This is a genomic window from Thermobifida halotolerans (genome assembly GCF_003574835.2).
Lineage (GTDB): Bacteria > Actinomycetota > Actinomycetes > Streptosporangiales > Streptosporangiaceae > Thermobifida > Thermobifida halotolerans.
Genome location: NZ_CP063196.1, coordinates 259,681 through 280,210, shown reverse-complemented (window position 1 = coordinate 280,210; position 20,530 = coordinate 259,681). Strand labels below are relative to the sequence as shown.

Annotated in this window: 18 protein-coding genes; 11 read left to right on the top strand and 7 right to left on the bottom strand. The window is 69.8% G+C overall.

The window, feature by feature from the left end:
- Positions 1–548 precede the first annotated feature (548 nt).
- The 3 genes from NI17_RS01190 to dapF all read right to left on the bottom strand — a co-directional run bounded on the left by NI17_RS01190 (position 549) and on the right by dapF (position 4,254).
- A complete protein-coding gene (locus NI17_RS01190; protein ID WP_234401576.1) occupies positions 549–2,255 on the bottom strand; it encodes an ABC transporter family substrate-binding protein in 1,707 nt (568 codons plus the stop codon).
- Positions 2,256–2,422: 167 nt separating this feature from the next.
- On the bottom strand, positions 2,423–3,433 hold the full coding sequence (locus NI17_RS01185; RefSeq protein ID WP_211329472.1) for an ABC transporter permease: 1,011 nt from the start codon (positions 3,431–3,433) through the stop codon (positions 2,423–2,425).
- On the bottom strand, positions 3,430–4,254 hold the full coding sequence (gene dapF, locus NI17_RS01180; RefSeq protein WP_068687814.1) for a diaminopimelate epimerase: 825 nt from the start codon (positions 4,252–4,254) through the stop codon (positions 3,430–3,432). The genes NI17_RS01185 and dapF overlap by 4 nt, the downstream gene beginning before the upstream one ends.
- Positions 4,255–4,340: 86 nt before the next feature.
- On the opposite strand from dapF, the gene miaA reads away from it, so the two are divergent.
- The 6 genes from miaA (at position 4,341) to NI17_RS01150 (ending at position 10,085) form a co-directional block, all read left to right on the top strand.
- On the top strand, positions 4,341–5,270 hold the full coding sequence (gene miaA / locus NI17_RS01175; protein WP_119267966.1) for a tRNA (adenosine(37)-N6)-dimethylallyltransferase MiaA: 930 nt from the start codon (positions 4,341–4,343) through the stop codon (positions 5,268–5,270).
- 99 nt (positions 5,271–5,369) lie between these two features.
- On the top strand, positions 5,370–6,119 hold the full coding sequence (locus tag NI17_RS01170) for a VOC family protein (RefSeq protein WP_068687812.1): 750 nt from the start codon (positions 5,370–5,372) through the stop codon (positions 6,117–6,119).
- Between the two features lie 584 nt (positions 6,120–6,703).
- Positions 6,704–6,970: a lactococcin 972 family bacteriocin gene (locus NI17_RS01165; RefSeq protein WP_084012357.1), complete on the top strand. Its 267-nt coding sequence runs from the start codon at positions 6,704–6,706 to the stop codon at positions 6,968–6,970.
- A gap of 21 nt (positions 6,971–6,991) precedes the next feature.
- On the top strand, positions 6,992–7,294 hold the full coding sequence (locus NI17_RS01160) for a lactococcin 972 family bacteriocin (protein ID WP_119267965.1): 303 nt from the start codon (positions 6,992–6,994) through the stop codon (positions 7,292–7,294).
- Positions 7,295–7,371: 77 nt separating this feature from the next.
- The gene (locus NI17_RS01155; RefSeq protein WP_068687811.1) at positions 7,372–9,438 is read left to right on the top strand and encodes a bacteriocin-associated integral membrane family protein; all 2,067 of its coding nucleotides are present in this window, start codon (positions 7,372–7,374) and stop codon (positions 9,436–9,438) included.
- Between the two features lie 17 nt (positions 9,439–9,455).
- The gene (locus NI17_RS01150) at positions 9,456–10,085 is read left to right on the top strand and encodes an ATP-binding cassette domain-containing protein (RefSeq protein WP_068687810.1); all 630 of its coding nucleotides are present in this window, start codon (positions 9,456–9,458) and stop codon (positions 10,083–10,085) included.
- Positions 10,086–10,146: 61 nt separating this feature from the next.
- Here the strand turns inward: NI17_RS01150 and miaB are convergent, their stop codons facing one another.
- Positions 10,147–11,607 carry a tRNA (N6-isopentenyl adenosine(37)-C2)-methylthiotransferase MiaB gene (gene miaB, locus NI17_RS01145; RefSeq protein ID WP_267887159.1) on the bottom strand — a complete coding sequence of 487 codons (1,461 nt, stop codon included), beginning with the start codon at positions 11,605–11,607 and terminating at the stop codon, positions 10,147–10,149.
- Between the two features lie 253 nt (positions 11,608–11,860).
- Between miaB and NI17_RS01140 the strand changes: the two genes are divergently transcribed.
- From NI17_RS01140 to NI17_RS01120, 5 genes are all read left to right on the top strand, one after another.
- A complete protein-coding gene (locus NI17_RS01140; RefSeq protein WP_068687809.1) occupies positions 11,861–12,604 on the top strand; it encodes an amino acid ABC transporter ATP-binding protein in 744 nt (247 codons plus the stop codon).
- A gap of 57 nt (positions 12,605–12,661) precedes the next feature.
- Positions 12,662–13,528, top strand: a complete 867-nt coding sequence (locus tag NI17_RS01135) for a glutamate ABC transporter substrate-binding protein (protein ID WP_068687962.1) — start codon at positions 12,662–12,664, stop codon at positions 13,526–13,528.
- Positions 13,529–13,597: 69 nt separating this feature from the next.
- A complete protein-coding gene (locus tag NI17_RS01130) occupies positions 13,598–14,272 on the top strand; it encodes an amino acid ABC transporter permease (protein WP_068687808.1) in 675 nt (224 codons plus the stop codon).
- Complete coding sequence (locus tag NI17_RS01125; RefSeq protein WP_084012354.1) at positions 14,269–15,279, top strand: amino acid ABC transporter permease; 1,011 nt, start codon at positions 14,269–14,271, stop codon at positions 15,277–15,279. Before NI17_RS01130 ends, NI17_RS01125 begins: the two co-directional genes overlap by 4 nt.
- A gap of 155 nt (positions 15,280–15,434) precedes the next feature.
- The gene (locus NI17_RS01120; RefSeq protein WP_068687807.1) at positions 15,435–17,420 is read left to right on the top strand and encodes a S9 family peptidase; all 1,986 of its coding nucleotides are present in this window, start codon (positions 15,435–15,437) and stop codon (positions 17,418–17,420) included.
- Between the two features lie 43 nt (positions 17,421–17,463).
- On the opposite strand, the gene rny is transcribed toward NI17_RS01120, so the two are convergent.
- The 3 genes from rny to NI17_RS24595 form a co-directional block, all read right to left on the bottom strand.
- Positions 17,464–18,978 (bottom strand): ribonuclease Y, encoded by a 1,515-nt coding sequence (gene rny, locus NI17_RS01115; RefSeq protein WP_369974929.1) that lies wholly within the window; start codon positions 18,976–18,978, stop codon positions 17,464–17,466.
- A gap of 203 nt (positions 18,979–19,181) precedes the next feature.
- Positions 19,182–19,751 carry a recombination regulator RecX gene (recX, locus tag NI17_RS01110; protein WP_068687805.1) on the bottom strand — a complete coding sequence of 190 codons (570 nt, stop codon included), beginning with the start codon at positions 19,749–19,751 and terminating at the stop codon, positions 19,182–19,184.
- Positions 19,744–20,490: a hypothetical protein gene (locus tag NI17_RS24595; RefSeq protein ID WP_424565561.1), complete on the bottom strand. Its 747-nt coding sequence runs from the start codon at positions 20,488–20,490 to the stop codon at positions 19,744–19,746. Before NI17_RS24595 ends, recX begins: the two co-directional genes overlap by 8 nt.
- Positions 20,491–20,530: the final 40 nt, after the last annotated feature.

Here is a 20,530-nt window from a genome sequence, read left to right as displayed (position 1 = left end):
ACCGCTCCCACCGCACCGCACCCTCCCCGCCGAACCGCTCCGGATCCGCCCCGGTGCTCCGGTGACACCGGCCGCTGGTGTTCCTCGCCCTGCTGCCGGGCGTCCTCACCCCGGCCCGCTGATGAGCCGGCCCACTCCTGAGCGGGCGCAGGCCCTGGAGAACGGGGCGGAGGTGACCATCGTGGGCGCGCCGGACGGCGGCGCGGGCATACCGGTGGCCTCGTGGAGCACAACCGGCGGGGACCCGCGGATCGCGCACTTCGTCGGACTGCACGCGCTCCAGGTCCTTCCGCTGTTCGCGCCGGGGCTCGGCGCGCTGACAGGGCGGGTGCCGTCGCTGCGCGCCGAGGCGGCCCGGACCGGTCTGGTCGTGGTGGCCCGCCTGGGGTACGCGGGAGTGACCGCGCTCCTCACCTGGCAGGCGCTGCGGGGCCAGCCGCTGCTGCGGCCCGACGCCGCGACCCTCGCCGCGGCCGAGTGCTGGCCGCGGCGGCGGGGCCGTCCTGGTGGGGACCACCGCGCGGCGGACCCCCTCCGGGACAGCACACCTAGTCCTCGGCGAGGTAGCCGATGTCGGCGTAGTCGAGCGTGCCGAGGCCGTAGGCGCCCACGTTGGCCAGGGCGTCGCGGACCGCGTAGACCTGGGGCCGCTGGTAGAGAGGCAGGGTGTGTCCCGCCTCCCACAGCAGTCGGTCGGCCTCGTTGATCCGCTCGACCGCGGTGTCGGCGTCCAGGGTCTCCAGCGCCCCGAACAGCGCCTCGTCGATCTCCTTCGCGCCGATGCGGCCGACGTTGGCGCGCCACTGCGGCTCCCCGTCGGGGCCGTCGACCGCGTCGGCCCACTGGTACAGCGACTCCGACACCGGGAAACCGCCCCCGCTGTTGACGAAGGCGACCAGGTCGTAGTTGCCGGGCTGCACGTACCCGCCGAACAACTGGTTGCCCGGCACGCTCTTGATCTCGATCTCCACGCCGATCTCGGCGAGCATCGCCTGCACCAGTTCGGCCTCGTCGTGCGCGGGGGCGTACCCCTGCGGCACCACGAACCGCAGGGTCAGCGGCTCGCCGTCCCTGGTGCGTACCTCACCGGGCTCCTCGGCGGTCCATCCCGCCTCCTCCAGCAGGCGCGCCGCGCGCTCGGGGTCGTAACCGCCCCACTCGCCGCTGTTGTCGGTGTATCCCGGCTGGTCGGGCATGAGGAAGCGGTTGCCGAGCACCTCGGGCCGCCAACCGAGGGCGCGGAACGCCGCGTCGGTCACGACCTCGCGGTCGATGCCGAGGAAGATCGCGTGCCGCACGTCCACGTCCCGCAGGATCGGACTCTGCCCGTTGAGGGTGATGTGCCGGTAGTCGGGGGCCAGGGCGGTGCGGATCTCGCTGTCGGGCGCGGAGCGGACCCGTTCGTAGGACCCGGAGTCGAGGGAGAGCGCGTACAGGTCGACGCCGCCGTCGAGGAAGGCCGCGTCCAGCGCCTCGGGGGCCAGTGCGCGAAAGACGATCCGGTCGAGCTTGGCGGGCTGCCCCCACCAGTCGCCGTCGCGGCGCAGGGTGACGGTCTGGGCGGTGGGGTCGATCTCCTCCACCTCGAACGGTCCCGCGGTGACCGGGATCTGCTCCAGGTATCCCGCGTTGAACGCCTCGGCGGTCCCGGTGTACTCCGCGGGCAGCAGCGGGGAGAACAGCGCCCGGTAGTCGGCGAAGGGCCGGTCGAAGGTGATGACCACCTGGTACCTGTCCTCGCCCGCGCTCACCTCGCTGATGCGGTCGTAGCCGACCGCTCCGAGCACCTGGTAGTCGGGGTCGGCTCCGGACAGCGCCTCGGCCATGGCCGCGTAGTCGCGCCAGGTGATGGGCTTCCCGGTGGACCACCGGGCCTCGGGGTTGAGGGTGAGCGTGACGACCTGTTCCGGTTCGGTGGTGACCGACACGTCCGTCACGTAGTCGGGGTCGGGGTGGGCCCGCCCCTGCTCGTCGGTGCGGAACGGCGCGGGCAGCAGCGCCTTCAGGACGGTGTGCGCGGTGGTGAGGTTGCCTGCCTGGTGGTGCGGGTTCCACTGGGTGGGGAAGTCGTTGACCCCCCAGGTCACCGTGCCACCGTCGGCGATCCGGGCGCGGTCCGCGGCGTTGATCGAGGCCGTGGCGGGCTCGGGAGCCGCCGAGGGCCCCGAAACCGTCGTCTGGCAGCCCGCCAGTGCGGTGACCAGGGCCAGCAGGAACGCTCCCGCCGGAATGGCACGCCGTTTCCCTATTCGCACTTGTCCCCCAAATGTCATGGGTCGACTCCGGTGAGGAGTTGCGGACACGCCGAATCCCCGCCGGACCGACACGCCATGATCGCCTTAACAAAAGGCACCAATGGAACAATTGGGGAAAATAGTACTCCGCTTCCCGGGGTGGGAAGCTGCCGCCGTCCACAGGCGGCTCATCCGGTCCTGGTCCGCGGGTCCAACAGCGCCCGCGCGGCGTCGGACACCACCCCCGCCGCGGTCACACACACCGCCCCGAAACAGCAGACCGCCGCGACCGCGTTGACATCCCCCTGTCCGATCGACTCGAACAGGTACTCCCCCACCCCGTGCCAGCCGAACACCTGCTCGGTGAAAACCGTACTGGTCAACAACAGCGCCAGCGAGTATCCGAAATAGGCGGAGGCCGGAACCAGCGTGATGCGCAGCGCGTGCCGCACCACCGCCCGCGAACGGGTCAGCCCCTTGGCCCGCGCCGTCCGCAGGTAGTCCGCGCCGATCTGGTCCGCCACAAGCGTGCGCTGGTACCGGCTGTACAGAGCGATCTGCGGCAACGCCACGGCGAGCGTCGGCAGCACCAGATGCCGCAACCGGTCGGCCAACCGCTCCCCCGCCCCTCCGGCCAGCCCCGGGGTGGCCTCACCGGTGACCCGCAACAACTCCAGCCCCGTCACCTGGTTCGCCCACAGCGCCGCGTTCTGCAACGACACCGCGACCACCACCACCGGAACCGAGATCAGCACGAAGGACACCCCGGTGACGACCCGGTCGACCGTCCCGCCCCGGCGGCTTCCCGTCCACGTGCCCAACAGCACACCGCCGACACAGCCGAGCACCGCTCCCGCGGCCAGCAGCCGTACGCTGACCCCGACCCGCCGGGACAGCTCCTCGGTGACCGACGCGCCGTCCCACGTGCGCCCGAAGTCGCCGACCACCACCCCAAGGACCCAGACCGCGTACCGACGCGCCAGCGGCGTCTCGTCGTTGAGGTTGTAGGCGTCCAGCGCGGCGTCGACCGCCTCGGCCGACGGCGGCGGACGCTGCCCCTCGTAGTTCTCCCGCGGATTCAACGCGACGGCCGCGAGCAGATAGGCGCAACTGACCGCGACGAACAGCAGCAGCAGCCGCTCCAGCACCCGCCGGAGCAGCGGACGCGCCGCCGCGCGCCCCGCCGCGACAACGCTCACCGCACGAGCGGCAGCCGCACGTCACCCTCGGCGACGATCACCGCGGGCCCACGCAGCCGGGCCGATCCCCCCTCCAGGGCCACCGCGCACACTCCCCCGGGCACCCGCACCGTCCACTCGGCGTCCCCGCCCCCCGGAGTGGCCGCCGCCGCGGCGGCCACGATCCCCGTCCCGCACGAACGGGTCTCGGCGGCGCCGCGCTCGTAGACGCGCATCTCCAGCACCCCGGGAGCGACCTCACGGAACACCTCGACGTTGGCCCCCTCGGGAAACTCCTCGTCCCGCAGCACCGGCGCCCGCCCCAGGTCGACCTCCGCCACCGGACGCGCCACCCGGCAGGCCAGATGCGGGTTGCCCACCGAGATCCGCACTCCGCGCACGGTCCCGTCGGCCAACTCCGCGCTGCCCGACCCGAGAACCCGCACCGGCCCCATGTCGACGGTGACGTCCCCGTCCTCCTCGACCGTCACCCGACGCGCACCGGCCCGGGTGCCCACCTCGAACACCGTGTCGCCGACCAGCCCCGCCTCGCGCAGGTAGCGCGTGAACACCCGCACCCCGTTGCCGCACATCTCGGCGACGCTGCCGTCGGCGTTGCGGTAGTCCATGAACCACTCGCACCGCAGCGCCGAGGCGGCCTCCCCCTCCAACGGCTCACCCAGCACCTTGGTCCGCACGACCCGCAGCACCCCGTCGCCGCCGATCCCGGCGCGACGGTCGCACAGCGCGGCGACCGTCGCCGCGTCCAGGTCCAACTCCCCGTCGGGGTCGGGGAGGATGACGAAGTCGTTCTCGGTGCCGTGGCCCTTGGCGAAACGCATGCGTTCATCCTAGAGTCCCCGGCCACCGCGATGGCGGACGGGACGAACCGGCCTTCCCGGCCGCGCCGCGCTGCCACACTTGAGACATGAGCACAGTGATCGCGGTTGTCGGAGCGACCGCAGTGGGCAAGTCCGACCTGGCCGTCGAGCTGGCGCTGCGCCTGACCGAACACGGCGCCCCCGCCGAGATCGTCAACGCCGACTCCATGCAGCTGTACCGGGGCATGGACATCGGCACCGCCAAGCTCACCGTGCCCGAGCGGCGCGGCGTCCCCCACCACCTGCTCGACGTCTGGGACATCACCCAGACCGCGAACGTGGCCGACTACCAGCGGACGGCCCGCGCGGTCATCGACGAACTCCACGCTTCCGGCCGTACCCCGATCCTCGTCGGCGGCTCGGGACTGTACGTGCGCGCCGCGCTGGACGAACTCGACTTCCCCGGCACCGACCCGAAGGTGCGCGCCCGCCTGGAGGCCGAACTCGCCGAACGGGGACCGCTCGCCCTGCACCAGCGGCTCGCCCGGCTCGACCCCGCCGCGGCCGCGGCGATCCTGCCCAGCAACGGGCGGCGCATCGTGCGCGCCCTGGAGGTCATCGAGATCACCGGGGGTCCGTTCACCGCCACCATGCCCGAACACGTCTCCCGCTACCCGTGCGTGCAGATCGGGTTGAGCGCGCCCCGCCCCGAACTGGACGAGCGCATCGAACTGCGCGTGGCGCGGATGTGGGAGGCCGGACTGGTCGACGAGGTGCGCGCGCTGGAGAAGGCGGGACTGCGCGACGGCTTCACCGCCTCGCGCGCCCTCGGCTACGCCCAGGTGCTGCGCTTCCTCGCCGGAGAGTACACCGAGGAGGAGGCGAAGGAGGAGACCGTGCGGGCCACCCGCCGCTTCGCCCGCCGCCAGGAGTCGTGGTTCCGCCGCGACCCGCGCGTGGACTGGCTGCCCTACGACGCCCCGGACCTGCTCGACCGGGCGTTCGCCCTGGCCACGCGGCAGCCCGGCGGCCACTGATTCCGCCACCGGTACGCACATGTCAAAACACCGGCAAAAACCCCGGCCGGGCCGCACGGAAACCACTCCAACCCGTTCGAACACTCGTACGATCGGAGTATGGAGAACACCATCGCCTACGCGTCCGGCGCACCCGCCTGGCTCGACATGACCGTCCCCGACCTGCCCGCCGCCCAACGCTTCTACGCGGCCGTCCTGGGCTGGGAGTTCGACGAGGGCCCCTACCGCATGGCCCTGCTCGGCAGCCGACGAATCGCCGGAATGGCCGAGCCCTGGGACGACGCACCGCCCCCGGAACAGTCCAACTGGACGGTGTACCTGGCCACCGGCGACATCGGCGCCACCCTGACCGCGGTACGCGCCGCGGGCGGCACCGTGGTCACCGACCGCACCGACATTCCCGGAGCCGGTTCGATGGCGCTCGTCCGCGACCCCGCCGGCACCGTCTGCGGACTCTGGCAGGGCGACGGGCTGCCCGGTTCGGAGATCTCCGGCGTCCCCGGCGCCCCCGTCTGGGCTGAGGTCACCAGTCCTGACTCCGCCACGGCGGACTTCTTCGCCACCGTCTTCGGCCTGACCGCCGAACGCCTTCCCGGTATCGACTTCACCACCCTGTCCAACGACGGGGAACCGGTGTTCGGGGTCTACGGCGCCGACGACCGCGTCCACCGGGGCCACGGCGCCTGGCTGCCCTACTTCCTGGTCGACAGCACCGACAAGGCCAGTCTGCTGGCCGAGCACGCCGGCGGAGCGGTACTGCGCGCCCCCGCCGACTCCCCCTACGGCCGCTGGGCGATGCTCACCGACCACCTGGGCGCCCACTTCGCCGTCGTCCAACCCGTCGACTGAGCCGCCCGCACCCCCGGCCGCGCGCCCGAACCGCCCCGGACGCGCGGCCGCACCATGCCCCGGGGCGCCACCGGGACACGACTCCTTCGTTAGGGAGACCACCGCCGGTGGCCTTCTTCTCTGAAGAAGCAAGACATTTCCTCACGTTATCCCGAAGGAAATTCACTTCCCCAGCAATCCCGAAGTTATTCCACGGCAACCTTCACTTTTCCTCCACGTTCATTTTTCAATCATTAGTACGATCTCGGTGGCCACTTCCGGCCACCATGAAACCATGGACACACTTCGTCGGACATGATATTCGGTCGCACTTCCACAATCCACCAAACCCCCATCACCAGCACCCTGATCTGCGAAATTACCGCCACCATCAAGAAACCGCAGGCCAGGAGGTTCGAAACCCCAAAAGAGCAGCGAAATCCCAGCTCAGATCCGAAATCCCCGTAAAGAGGAACACCGCCGGATCGACAACCCAACATCCATTGGCCCTTTCAAAGCAAGACTGTTAATCTCCTCTGCCGTGGCCACATAGCACACAGGACCAATCAGAGAGGACAGAAGTAAACAAGGCGAAAAAGGCTGCGATGTCCTTGATGATCGCCGCAGGATTCATCTTCGGGACGGCTGGAACCGCTTTCGCCGTGGTCGAGAGAGTCGGCGGTGGTTGGTGGGACCACGGCATCGCCAACGGCTACGTGTACTCGAACTACTACCACGAGACCGTCTGCCACGGGTCCACCGCCGTAGGCACCTATACCCTCCGTGCCTCCGCTCCGGCTGGCAAAACCTCTGTTGCCCGAGTTCCCAAGGCAAGAACAAACAACCAGACCTACTGGCGCACCAGCTGCTGATTCCCCTACTAGGAGCCCTTTATGAGCGTTCTCAAACGTCTCTCCATCACCGTGCTCATCGCTGCTGGTATCACCGTAGGAATCACCGGCGTCGCCGCAGCCGCGACCAGCTACGTCGGTGGAGGCACCTGGAATCATGGAGTTACAGGCCTTCCCGGCGCTGGCACCGTTTACTCGCACTACTACCACGGCTCCGTCTGCCATGGGTCCACCGCCGTAGGCACTACCGTGGTCCGTGCTTCCGCCGCTGCTGGCTCCTGGGCCAGAGCCACCGCTCCACGTGCTGCGGGCAACAACCAGACGTACTGGCGCACCAGCTGCTGACCTTTAACTGTGCTGCGGGCCCGCCGGTACAGTTTCGCCGGCGGGTCCACTACAGCCGTTCCCGACAGGACCACCAGGTGCCGAACCGAACGCTTTCCTTCGCCTACACGGCGTGCGCCGCCTTCGCCGCGCTCGTCGCCTTCCTCCTCGCCGCCACGGCCGAGCAGACCATGTTCGTCCTTGAGGACTCGGAGATGGTGTGGATCACCGAGAACGAGGGGACCCACGACATCGACGAGGTCGCGCGCACCGTGCAGCAGGTCGCCGACGACCACGGCGCCACCATCGGCTACGCCGTTCTCGACGTCCACGAGCCGTCATCACGAGCCCACTTGTACCTGGCGGTCTCCGACCCCGACTCCCACTACGCCCACTGGTTGCGGGACGGATATCCGGCCTTCGGTCGCGGCTTCACTGTCGAGACCCACCCCATCACCGAGTTCGGCGAGGTCGGCCCCAACGGCTACTACCTCGTCCTCGGTGCTTCGGACGTCCGCCCCGTCCTCCTCGACGCGCTCGCCGCCCACGGTCTGTACGAAGCCCCGGGCATGCAGGTCACCGAACTGTGGCACTACTTCACGGGCGGCCACCTGTTCAACCTCCTGGCCGTCGCCCTGCTCGCCACCGTCGCCGCGGTCGGCGCCGGCGTCCTGCTCTCCGCCCGCGACTACGCCGTCATGCGTCTGCAGGGCCACTCCTATCCGGGCATCCTGCTCAAAGACCTGACCAAGATCGCCCGTCTGTGGGCGATCGCCCTGCCCGCGGTGGCCGCCGCCACCCTGGCGTTCCTCGGCGTCTACAACGGGTGGAACCAGCTCGGCTTCTACACGCCGCTCGCACTGGTGTTCCTGGCGATCCTCGCCCTCCCCTGCCTGGCCGCGCACGCCGCCGTGCTCGGCCTGGTGCACACCACCGGCATCCTGCCCGCGCTCAAGGGCCGCCTTCCGGTGCACAGCACCACCGCCGCCGTCTACCTGGTCCGCGTCCCCGTGCTGGTACTGACCCTGGCCATCCTCGGTTCGGTGGTCCTCACCGCGCAGAACGCCCGCGACCAGCGGATCGGCCTGGAACTGTACGAACAGTACGGCGACACCTCACGGCCCGCACTGAGCGCCAACTACGGCTGGTCGGACGAGCAGGCTGTCAACGACGCACTCGGTCCGTGGCTGCGCCGGGTCGACACCGACGGCGACATGGTGCTGGCGATCCACTCCAGCCTGAAGTACCTTTTCCCCGTCGACCCGAACAGCCCCGCCCCGCCCGACGGGAACACCCCCGTCCTCATCGTCAACGACACCTACCTGGCCGAACAGGAAGTCCTCGCCCCTTCCGGGGAACGCCACGGCCCGGGCGAGACCGTCCGCGTCATCGTGCCCGAATCCGTCTCCGTCCCCACCGACCACCTCGTCAAGGCTGTGGACCAATGGCTCGAACTCCACGGTGAACCGGACCGCGCCTTCGACGTCGAGGTGCTGACCGCCGCCGACCAGACCCTGTTCACCTACGGCACGACACGGCCCGAAGGCCCCCTGTTCCTGCCCCTGCTGCACGAACCGGTCCTCGTCGTCCTCCCCAACGGGCAGGCCCTCTCCGAGAAGGCCTACGTCACCCACATGTCCACCCGTGCGACGGTCTTCCCCGACCCGGAGGTGGTCGAGGCGTTCCGCGCCGAGAACCCGCAGGCCTCCCGGTACATCTCCATGGTCGAAACCCTCACCACCAGCGCGCTGCAGGAACACGCCACCACCCTGACCATCCTGCGCAGCGAACTGTTCAACCTCGCCGGAGCCGGCGCCGTACTGCTGCTGACCGCCGCGGCCGCGTGCATCGTCTACGTGCGCACCCGCGCGCAGACCATCTTCGCCCGGCACATCAGCGGCTGGACCTTCCTCGCCACCCACCGGCGACTGCTCGCGGCCGAGGCAGCCGTCGCGGTGGGATTCGTGGGCTGGGCCACCTGGGACACTCTCACCGCGCTGGCCGTCCAGAACGACCCTGCCCGCGCCCTCATCCCCGGCACGGAGACCACCGGCGTCGAACCGTTCTACGCCCTGGGCATCGCGGCGGCCTCCCTGGCGATCACCGTCGCCGCACTCGCCCTCTTCCACCGCCGCATCGTCCGCGAAGGCACCTCGCAGGCCTGACCCCTCCGGAAAGCACCATGATCACCGTCAAGAACCTCACCAAGTCCTTCGGACCGCGCACCCTGTGGCGGGGCCTCGACCTGACCGTTCCCGCCGGGCGGATGCTCGCCCTGGTCGGCGCCAGCGGATCGGGCAAGACCACCCTGCTCAACTGCATGGGGCTGCTGGAACGGCCCAGCGGCGGCCAGATCCTGTACGAGGACACCGACCTCACCCGCCTGGGCCCCGGCGGACGGCGCCGCTTCCGCCGCGACCGACTCGGCTACCTGTTCCAGGACTACGCGCTCATCGAGAACGCCACCGTGCACGCCAACCTCGACGTCGCCCGCAGGCGCGGCACCCGCCCCGACCACACCCGGATCCTGGAACGGGTCGGCCTGGCCGGACGCGAACGGGAGAAGGTGCACCACCTGTCCGGCGGCGAGCAGCAGCGCGTCGCCCTGGCCCGCCTCATGGTCAAACAGCCCTCCCTGGTGCTGGCCGACGAACCCACCGGCGCCCTGGACAGCGACAACGGCGCGATGGTGGTGGACGTGCTGCGCCAGATGAGCCGGCAGGGCTGCACGGTGGTCATCGCCACCCACGACGACGACGTGCGCGACGCCTGCGACGCCGCCTTCGACGTGCACCGGCAGCGGGAGGTCTGACCCCGAGAAGGCAGAAAGGGTGGCTCCGGCCTCGCCGGAACCACCCCCACGTCACCAGGGGTCAGGCGTCGCAGCAGCCGCCCGTCGCCGCCGGCAGCGGATCGGGCGCGCCCAGCTTCGGCATGCCCAGCAGCACGCCCGAGGAGTGCTCGGCGGGAGCGTTGCGCGCCTCCCAGGCGTCGCCCGCGCGGGTCCGCCGCACCGCACGCACCCCCGAGTCGGCCACCAGGTGGTGCGGCGCCGCGTAGGTCACCTCCACCGTCACCATGTCGCCGGGGCGCACCGCGAGGCCCTCGTCCACCGCGAAGTGCACCAGCCGGTTGTCGCGGGCCCGCCCCGACATGCGGCGGTGCACGTCGTCCTTGCGGCCCTCGCCCTCGGCGACCAGCACCTCCACCTCGCGGCCCACCTGCTTGGCGTTCTCCTCCTCGGAGACGCGCTCCTGGAGTTCCAGCAGCCGCTGGTAGCGCTCCTTCACCACCTCCGCGGGCACCTGGTCGTCCATCGACGCCGCCGGAGTACCCGGACGCTTGGAGTACTGGAAGGTGTAGGCGTGCGCGAACCGCGCCTGTTCCACCACCTTCAACGTCTCGGCGAAGTCCTCCTCGGTCTCCCCCGGGAATCCCACGATGATGTCGGTGCTGATGGCCGCCTCCGGCATGGCCTCCCGCACCTTCTCCACGATCCGCAGGAACCGGTCGGACCGGTAGGAGCGGCGCATGGCCCGCAGCACCCGGTCCGAACCCGACTGCAACGGCATGTGCAGCTGCGGCATCACGTTGGGGGTCTCCGCCATCGCCGCGATCACGTCGTCGGTGAAGTCGCGCGGATGCGGGGAGGTGAACCGCACCCGCTCCAGGCCCTCCACCTCACCGCAGGCCCGCAGCAGCTTGGAGAACGCCTGCCGGTCACCGAACTCCGACCCGTAGGCGTTGACGTTCTGCCCCAGCAGCGTGACCTCGATCGCGCCCTCGGCCACCACCGCGCGCACCTCGGCCAGGATGTCCCCGGGACGGCGGTCCTTCTCCTTGCCGCGCAGCGCCGGCACGATGCAGAAGGTGCAGGTGTTGTTGCAGCCCACCGAGATGGACACCCAGGCCGCGTAGACCGACTCGCGCCGCGTCGGCAGCGTCGAGGGGAAGGTCTCCAGCGACTCGGCGATCTCCACCTGCGCCTCGCGCCGCACACGGGCACGCTCCAGCAGCACGGGCAGCGAGCCGATGTTGTGCGTGCCGAAGACCACGTCCACCCAGGGAGCGCGGCGCACGATCTCCCCTCGGTCCTTCTGCGCCAGGCACCCGCCCACCGCGATCTGCATCCCCGGATGGGAATCCTTGACCGGCCGCAGATGGCCCAGATTGCCGTAGAGGCGGTTGTCCGCGTTCTCACGCACCGCACAGGTGTTGAAGACGACGACGTCCGGCGTGGCGTCCTCGGCTGCCCGCTGGTACCCCGCGTCCTCCAGCAGGCCGGAGAGCCGCTCGGAGTCGTGGACGTTCATCTGGCAGCCGTAGGTCCGCACCTGGTAAGTACGACTCTGGCTCACCCGTCCAGGCTAGTCGTTAACTCCTACCCCGCAGAACCGCCGACCTCACCGGGTGACCGGAACCGGCCACGACGACCACCGATCATGTGACCGGCGCGACAGAGACCACCGATTCCAGGTTTCAAACGTAACATTTCTGCGGATTTGGGGATAACAAGTCTGCCACTCCGTCTGATCCGCACCCCTTCCCTGGTGACAAACCCCCCCGGGCGCACTAGGTTCCGATCCCATGACCGATACTCCTCTCGTCGTGCTGGAGAACATCAACAAGCACTTCGGCGAACTCCACGTACTTCGCGACATCAATCTCTCCGTCAACGCCGGCGAGGTGGTCGTCATCATCGGTCCCTCGGGATCGGGCAAGTCCACGCTGTGCCGCACGATCAACCGACTGGAAACCGTCGACAGCGGCCGCATCCTCCTGGACGGCCAGCCACTCCCCGCCGAAGGACGCGCCCTGGCCCGACTGCGCAGTGACGTCGGCATGGTGTTCCAGTCGTTCAACCTGTTCTCGCACAAGACCGTGCTGGAGAACATCACCCTCGGTCCCACCAGGGTCCTCGGCGTCCCCAAGGCCGAGGCCACCGTGCGCGCCCTGGAACTTCTGGAACGGGTCCGCATCGCCGAACAGGCCAACAAGTACCCCGCCCAGCTCTCCGGCGGACAGCAGCAGCGCGTGGCCATCGCCCGCTCCCTGGCGATGAATCCCAAGGTGATCCTCTTCGACGAGCCGACCTCCGCCCTCGACCCCGAAATGGTGCAGGAGGTCCTCGACGTCATGACCGACCTGGCCCGGGAAGGCATGACCATGATCGTGGTCACCCACGAGATGGGCTTCGCCCGCCGCGCCGCCAACCGGGTCGTGTTCATGGCCGACGGCCAGATCGTCGAGGAGAACACCCCCGACGAGTTCTTCACCAACCCCCGCTCCGAGCGGGCCCAGGACTTCCTCTCCAAGATCCTCACCCACTAGCCCCACCAGCCATCGAAGATTCTCCGCACCCGAAAAAAGAAGAAGAGGTTGACCACCATGCGAATCCGTCGCACCAGCATCGCCCTCGCGGGGGCGTCCGCCCTGGCCCTCTCCCTCACCGCATGCGGCACCGCCGACGTCGGCGGCGGCGGCGGAGGAGGCGAAGGAGGGGGCGAAGGCGGCGGCGACACCATCACCATCGGCGTCAAGTACGACCAGCCCGGCCTGGGCCTGCTCGAAGGCGACGCCCCGGTCGGCTTCGACGTGGATGTCGCCACCTACATCGCCGGTGAACTCGGCTACTCCCCCGACCAGATCGAATGGACCGAGGCCGCCTCCGCCAACCGCGAGACGTTCCTCCAGCAGGGCACCGTCGACATGGTCGTCGCCACCTACTCCATCACCGACGAGCGCAAGAACGTGGTCGACTTCGCCGGCCCCTACTACGTCGCCCAGCAGGACATCATCGTCGCCTCCGACAGCACCGACATCAACGGTCCCGAGGACCTCGAAGGCAAGGTGCTGTGCTCCGCCTCGGGCTCCCGCTCCGCCAACAACATCGTCGACAGCGAGGAGGACGGCGGCCTGGGCATCGGCGCCGAGCTCCGCGAGGCGGGCAACTACTCCGAGTGCATGCAACTGCTCGCCGACGGCACCGTCGACGCCGTCACCACCGACAACACCATCCTCGCCGGATTCGCCGCCCAGAACCCCGAGTCCTACCGGATGGTGAACAACCCCTTCGGTGAGGAACGCTACGGCGTGGGCCTGCCCAAGGGCTCCACCGAGATGTGTGAGCAGGTCAACGAGGCCATCACCAAGATGTGGGAAGAGGGCAAGACCCTGGAGTACCTCGACACGGCCTTCGGCGAGACCGGCTTCGCCTACGCCGAGGAGCAGCCCGAACTCGACGGCTGCGCGTAGCCCTGAACGCCCGTCCCGGCCGACGGGGCACACCGCCCCGTCGGCCCGGGCCCCAACCGGCTGGGATCGATGGAAGCCTTCTTCGACAACATCGACAAAGTCCTCGACGGTTTCTCCTGGACCGTCCGGCTCACCTTCTTCAGCGCCCTCTTCTCCTTCGTCCTGGGCGTCCTGCTGACCGGGATGCGGGTCTCCCCCATCCCCCTGCTCCGCGGCATATCCACCGCCTACGTGGAGACGATCCGCAACTCCCCCCTCACCCTCGTCCTGCTCTTCTGCGGACTGGGCCTCAACAGCGCCCTCGGACTCAGCCTCTCCGGCACCGTGGCCTGGGACGTGTTCTGGTGGGCGGTCATCGGACTGTCCGCCTACACCTCCTGCTTCGTCTCCGAATCGCTGCGCGCGGGAATCAACACCATTCCCCCGGGCCAGGCCGAAGCCGCCCGCTCCCTCGGCCTCACCTTCACCCAGAGCCTGCGCCTCATCATCATCCCGCAGGCACTGCGCACCGTCATCGGACCGCTCGGCAGCGTCCTCATCGCCCTCACCAAGAACACCACCGTCGCGTCCGTCGCCGGACTCGGCGTCCAAGAGGCCTCCCGGCAGATGAAGCTGATGTTCGACCAGGGCATCGCACCGGTCCTGCCGACCTTCGTCGGCTTCGCGGTCGGCTTCCTCGTCCTGACCCTGCCAATCGGATACTTCTTCGGCTGGCTCAGCAAGCGAATGGCGGTGGTCCGATGAGCGCGCAGCAGGTCCTCTTCGACGCTCCCGGTCCCAGAGCCCGCGTCCGCCACTCCGTCTACACCGCCCTCACGGTGCTGGGCTTCCTCACCGTGCTGGCCGTGGTCTACCTGGGCTTCAACCGCACCCTCGGCGCGGGCGCGCCCCCGCTGACCAGCCCCCAGGCGTGGGCGGTCAACCCGGACGGCCAGTGGGCCGCGGACAAGTGGCAGCCCTTCCTCGACCCCGCCACCTGGACCGACTACGTCATCCCCGGTCTGCAGAACACGCTGACCGCCGCACTGACCGCCTCGGTCCTGGCCATCGTGTTCGGCCTGTTCTTCGGCATCGCCCGGCTCTCCGAACACGCGTGGATCCGCGTCGCCGCGGGCGCCGTCGTGGAGTTCTTCCGCGGCATCCCGCTGCTCATGCTGATCTTCTTCACCATGGCGCTACCCCTCGCGGTCAACCAGGTCCGCACCATGCTCGGCCTCCCCCTGATGACACCGGGCACCTTCCAGGTCTCCGCGCTGGCCGCGGTCGTCACCGGCCTCACCCTGTACAACGGATCGGTGCTCGCCGAGGTGTTCCGCGCCGGCATCAACGCCGTGCCCAAGGGCCAGGCCGAGGCCGCCTACTCACTGGGCATGACCAAGACCAAGGTCATGTGGCTGATCCTGATCCCCCAGGCCGTCAGCTCCATGATGCCCGCGATCGTCGCCCAACTGGTCGTCCTGCTCAAGGACTCCGCGCTCGGCTACATCGTCGCCTTCCCCGAACTGCTGCGCAGCTTCTCCCTGATCGGCACCCGCTACAGCAACGTGATCCCCGCGGCGATCATCTGCGCGCTCATCTACATCGCCATCAACATCTCGTTGAGCCGCCTGGCGATCTGGCTGGAACGGCGCAACGCCCAGGGCAGGAGGAAACCGCGGGAGCGCACCTCCCCGCCCGTCGCCAACTCCGCCCTCCTGTCCGCCCGGCACACCGCCCCCGGCGACCCGGACGTCCCCGACAAAACCCCCTGACCGGCCCCGGTCCGGCACGACGAGCCTCGCCCTCCCCGTGGACGGCGGGGCTCGTCCTCTTCCCCCCGCCCTGATCGCCGCCACCACCCTCCACCTGCCACTAAGGTCTTGTTAACCTTCACCTCCCCACCCAACGCCCGGGAAGCAAGCACACCATGACCGAACGTGTGATCCTGCCCTACGGCAGCTGGTCCTCCCCCATCGCCGCAGCCGACACCGCCCGCGGCGCCAACCGCCTGGGCTTCCCCTCCGTGGTCGGAGACGAGACCTGGTGGGAGGAATCCCGCCCCGACGAAGACGGCCGCACCACCGTCATGCACCGCGCAGCCGACGGCACCGTCACCGACCTGCTGCCCGCCCCCTGGAACGCCCGCACCCGCGTCCACGAATACGGAGGACGCTCCCACCTGCCCGTACCGCGCCGCGACGACAAGGCACTCACCCGCTGGGGCGTCGTCTTCGCCAACTTCACCGACCAGCGCCTCTACCTGCTGGAAAAAGACGCCCGCGAACCCCGCCCCCTCACCCCCGAACCGGCCGCCCCCGCCGCCCTGCGCTACGCCGACCCCGTCCTCGCCCCCGACCGCAAGCACCTCATCTGCGTCCGCGAAAGCCACGGCGACACCACCGTCACCCGCGACATCGTCTCCGTCCCCCTGTCCGGCCGCGCCGCCGACAGCCCCACCGCGATACGCGTCCTCGTCACCGGAGCCGACTTCTTCGCCTCCCCCGCCCCCTCACCGGACGGCACCAAACTCGCCTGGATCTCCTGGGACCACCCCCGCATGCCCTGGACCGGCACCCAACTGCGCGTGGGCGACCTCCCCGACACCGGACCGGTCACCGGGCCCCACATCCTCCGCGGCGGCATCAAGGAATCCGTGCTCGCCCCCCGCTGGCGCGACAACGACACCCTCTACTTCCTGTCCGACTGGCCCGGCTGGTGGAACCTGTACGAAACCAGGCTCCACGGCCAGGCCCTGGCACTCTTCCCCGACGAGGCCGAGTTCACCCCCGCCCCCTGGCAACTGGGCCTCACCCCGTTCTGCGTCCTCGACAACGGCCAGATCGTCACCCTCCACGGCCACGCCGACCTCACCGTCGGTCGCCACGACCCCGCCACCGCCGACCTCACCCCCCTCACCACCCCCTACACCACCTGGCACACCCTCGCCAGCGACGGCACCACCGTGGTGGGCATCGCCGCGTCCCCCACCGAACCGGCCAGCCTGGTCCGCCTCAACCCCGAAACCGGAGCCACCACCGTCCTCCGCCGCTCCCTCGACCGCGTCCCCACCGTCGACCACCTCCCCCGCCCCCGGGCCACCACCCTGTCCGGCCGCTACGGCACCACCGTGCACGCCCTCGTCCACCCGCCCACCAACCCCGAAGTCGAAGGCGAAGGCCCCGCCCCCTACGTGGTCTGGGTCCACGGCGGCCCCACCGGCGCGGCCACCAGCGCCCTCGACCTCCACAAGGCCTACTTCACCAGCAGGGGCATCGGCATCGTCGACGTCAACTACGGCGGCTCCACCGGCTACGGACGCTCCTACCGGGAGCGCCTCAACGGCCAGTGGGGCGTCGTGGACGTCGAAGACGCCGTCGCCGCCGCCCGATCCCTCGTCGACCAGGGCATCGCCGACCCCACCCGACTCGCCATCCGCGGCGGCAGCGCGGGCGGACTCACCACCCTCCTCGCCCTCACCCAGGACGTCTTCGCCTGCGGCGTCTCCTACTACGGCGTCACCGACCTGCTCCGCCTCGCCCAGGAAACCCACGACTTCGAATCGCACTACCTCGACACCCTCATCGGCGCGCTCCCCGGATACGCCTCCACCTACCGGGAACGCTCCCCCATCAACCGGGCCGCCGAGATCACCGTCCCCGTACTCCTCCTGCAGGGCACGGACGACCCCGTGGTGCCCCCCGAGCAGGCCCGCGCCCTCGCCGCCACACTCCACGAACAGAAGATCCCCCACGCCCTCGTGGAGTTCGAAGGGGAGAGCCACGGCTTCCGCAGAGCCGACACCGTCACCACCGCCCTGGAGAAGGAACTCGCCTTCTACTGCAAGGTGTTCTTCGGCTTCACCCCGCCCGGAGTACCCCCCATCGACATCACCGACCCCACCGGCGACTCCTGACCGCCCCGCCGGTCCCGCCCCGCCGGGACCGGACCCGGACAACTCAGCGAGCCGTCTCGGTCGCGCGGGACTCCCGGATCACCGTCACCCGGATCTGCCCCGGATAGGTGAGCTCCTCCTCCACCCGCTTGGCGATGTCCCGCGCGATCACCTGCGCCTGCACGTCATCCACCGCCTCGGGCCGCACCATCACCCGGATCTCCCGCCCCGCCTGCATCGCGAAGACCTTCTCCACGCCCTCGTTGGCGTAGGCGATCTCCTCCATCCGCTGCAACCGCTCCACGTACGACTCCAGCGACGCGCGCCGCGCCCCCGGCCGCCCCCCGCTGATCGCGTCCGCGGCCTGCGTCAGCACCGCCTCCACCGTGCGCACCTCGACCTCGTTGTGATGCGCCTCGATCGCGTGCACCACGTCCTCGCACTCGCCGTACCGACGCGCGATCTCCGCCCCGATCATCGCGTGGCTGCCCTCGACCTCGTGCGTCAACGCCTTGCCGATGTCGTGCAGCAGCGCGCACCGCTTCAGCAGCCGCACGTCCATGCCCAACTCGGCCGCCATCATCCCCGCCAGGTGGGCGCTCTCCACCAGGTGCGCCAGCACGTTCTGCCCGTAGGAGGTGCGGTACCGCAACTGCCCCAGCAACGTGACCAACTCCGGGTGCATGTCGGAGACACCGACCTCCACCAGAGCGTCCTCACCCGCCCGCACACACAACTGGTCCACCTCGCGACGGCTGACCTCGTAGGCCTCCTCGATCCGGTGCGGATGGATCCGCCCGTCCAGGACCAGCCGCTCCAGGGTGAGCCGCGCCACCTCCCGACGCACCGGATCGAAACACGACAGCAGCACCGCCCCCGGAGTGTCGTCGATGATCAGGTTGACCCCGGTGACCATCTCGAACGCCCGGATGTTGCGGCCCTCACGGCCGATGATCCGCCCCTTCATGTCGTCCCCCGGCAGGTGGACCACCGAGATCACCGACTCGCTCGTCTGCTCACTCGCCAACCGCTGGATCGCCAACGTGATGATCTTGCGGGCACGCGCCTCACCGTTCTTCCGGGCGTCCCTCTCGATGTCCCGCGCCAGGATGGCCGCCTCCCGCTTCGCCTGGTTCTCCACCTCGGCGACCAGGGCGGCTCTGGCGTCCTCCGCGCTCAACGCCGCGGTCCGTTCGAGAACGGCCCGCCGTTCCTCGGCGAGCCGCGACAACTCGGCCTCCCGCCGGTCCAGGCGGGCCGCCCGCTCGTCGGCCTGGCGGCGCGCCTCGTCCAACCGGCGCAGCTCCCCGTCGAAACGGCGCTCCCGGACGGCGATGCGCTGCTCCCGGCGCTCCAGCTCGGCCTGGCGCTCCTCCAGCCCCGTCCGGATCCGCTCCTGTTCGGCCGCCGCCGCGTCGGCGCGGCGCGCTGCCTCCTGCTCGGCGTCGGCGCGGATGCGGTCGGCCTGGTGCCGCGCCTCCTCCACGATCTCGCGAACCCGCGTCCTGGACAGGAGGAAACCACCGACGAGGAGACCGATCAGCGCCACGAGGAGTGCCACGACCACAAGGTCGGCCACGCCGTCCATGGAGCTACCCCCCCACCGCGCCCGGTCCGGTCCGACCACCGACCGCGGCCGACCGAACAGCTCCAGCGCGCGTTTTCCGCGCCTCGTCCGTCTGGATAGGGCTACCCGTCGAACAGGCGGGTTAACTCACCCCGCGCGGGATTAAAGGGAATGGTGATACTCGGGCAACCGCACCGGACGGGGAGGAACCCCGCTCACACGTCGTCCGGGACGTCGAACTCCACCTCGACGCCCTCGGCCTCCAACTCCTCACGGACCAGCCGATAGGCCAGACCAGCCGGGTACCCCTTGCGCGCCAGCATCCCCATGAGCCTGCGCACCCGCACCTCGGTGCTCCTGCCCCGCGTCGCCGCGAGCCTGCGGCGCACCAGGCGGCGCGCGGTGGCCTCCTCCTGCTCCGGGGTGAGCTCCGCCACCGCCTCGCGCACCGTGTCCTCGTGGACGCCGCGCTGCCGCAGTTCCACCGCCAGGGCACGGCGCGCCAGCCCGCGTCCGGCGTGCCGGGAGTCCACCCACGCCCCGGCGAAGGCGGCATCGTCGACGATGCCGACCTCACCGAACCGGCCCAGCACCGCCTCGGCCGTCTCGTCGGGAATCCCCCGCCGCCGCAGCGCCTCGGCGAGCTGCGCCCTGGTGCGCGGGGCGTGGGTGAGCAGCCGCAGGCAGATCGCCCGCGCCCGGGCCTCGGGGTCCTCCGGGCGGGCGTCGCCGCCCTCCGGAGGACCCGTCTGCTCCGCTGCGTGCCGACCGTGCCCGTCAGGCATTCGCACCCGGGGTCGTCGGTTTCGGCTCGGCGGTGGTGGCGGCAGCGGCGGCGGCCTTGCGGGTGGTGCGCTTGGCCGCGGTCGCGGTCGGCGCGGCCGCCTTCGTGTCCTTGGCGTCCTTGGCGTCGTCCTTCGCGGCCCCACCGGCGGCGCTGTCGTCGCCCGTGGGCACGCCCAGCTTCTCCTTGATCCGCTTCTCGATCTCGTTGGCCATGTCGGGGTTGGCGCGCAGGAAGTTGCGCGCGTTCTCCTTACCCTGGCCGAGCTGGGTTCCCTCGTAGGTGTACCAGGCCCCGGACTTGCGCACGATGCCGTGCTCGACCCCGAGGTCGATCAGACCGCCTTCACGGGAAATTCCGACACCGTACAAAATATCGAATTCCGCTTGTTTGAACGGCGGCGCCACCTTGTTCTTTACAACCTTCACCCTAGTTCTGTTTCCAACGGCTTCCGTACCGTCCTTCAGGGTTTCGATCCTGCGGACGTCCATTCTCACGGAGGCGTAGAACTTCAGTGCCCGCCCGCCGGAAGTGGTCTCAGGGCTGTTGTGGACGACGATTCCGTCAGCCAGATAGTTGTGGGAGCCCTCGACCTCGATGTCGAACCGCCCCCTCCGTTGGTGGTCGGCCTTCCTCGTGACGCTCAGCACCCTGGCGGGCACCGGGTGGAGTTCGGGCTCGACGAACTCAGGCTCCACCTTGAATTTCCCTCGGAACCTCGGAAGGAGCTTGTACTCCATGGAGGGATGGACATAAGGAGCGACCAACTCCTGGAATTCC